Genomic DNA, 440 nt, shown 5'->3' on the forward strand with positions numbered 1-440 from the left:
GAAGTTGTGTGAGGTCGTGAAGGGGGGGATGGTGACGGAGTTGAAGTAGGGGGTGGGTGAGTGGGGGGATGTGTGAGGAAGGGTGGTGGGGTGGGTTGTGTGGGGTGGGTGGGGATGATGGGAAGGGGGGGATGGCGTGAGGGGGACGGGGAGGAGGAGGGGGGGAAGGGGGTGGAGGAAGGCGAGGGGGGGAAGGGGGAGTAGGTGGAAAAGAAGGGGGGGATGGGTGGGGAGGAGAGTCTGGAGGTTGAGGGGGGGGAGAGGGTGGGGATAGAGAAGGGGGAGGAGGAGGTGGGGAGGTGGATGGAGGTGTTGATGGTGAAGGAGGGGGTGAGGGGGGGAGGAGGTGGGTGGGGTTGATGATGATGGAAGTGAGTTTGGGAGGACAAGGAGGAGTTGGGAAGGATATGGAGTATTGTGGAATATAACGGAAGGAAGTA

At 61.8% G+C, this 440-nt stretch carries 1 protein-coding gene; it reads left to right on the forward strand.

Going from position 1 to position 440, the window contains the following annotated elements:
* Positions 1–204: 204 nt before the first annotated feature.
* Positions 205–360: a hypothetical protein gene (locus FS507_RS17780; protein ID WP_186314746.1), complete on the forward strand. Its 156-nt coding sequence runs from the start codon at positions 205–207 to the stop codon at positions 358–360.
* The last annotated feature ends 80 nt before the right edge of the window (positions 361–440 follow it).

The sequence above is a fragment of the Corynebacterium glyciniphilum AJ 3170 genome, from assembly GCF_007673095.1.
Taxonomy (GTDB): Bacteria; Actinomycetota; Actinomycetes; order Mycobacteriales; family Mycobacteriaceae; genus Corynebacterium.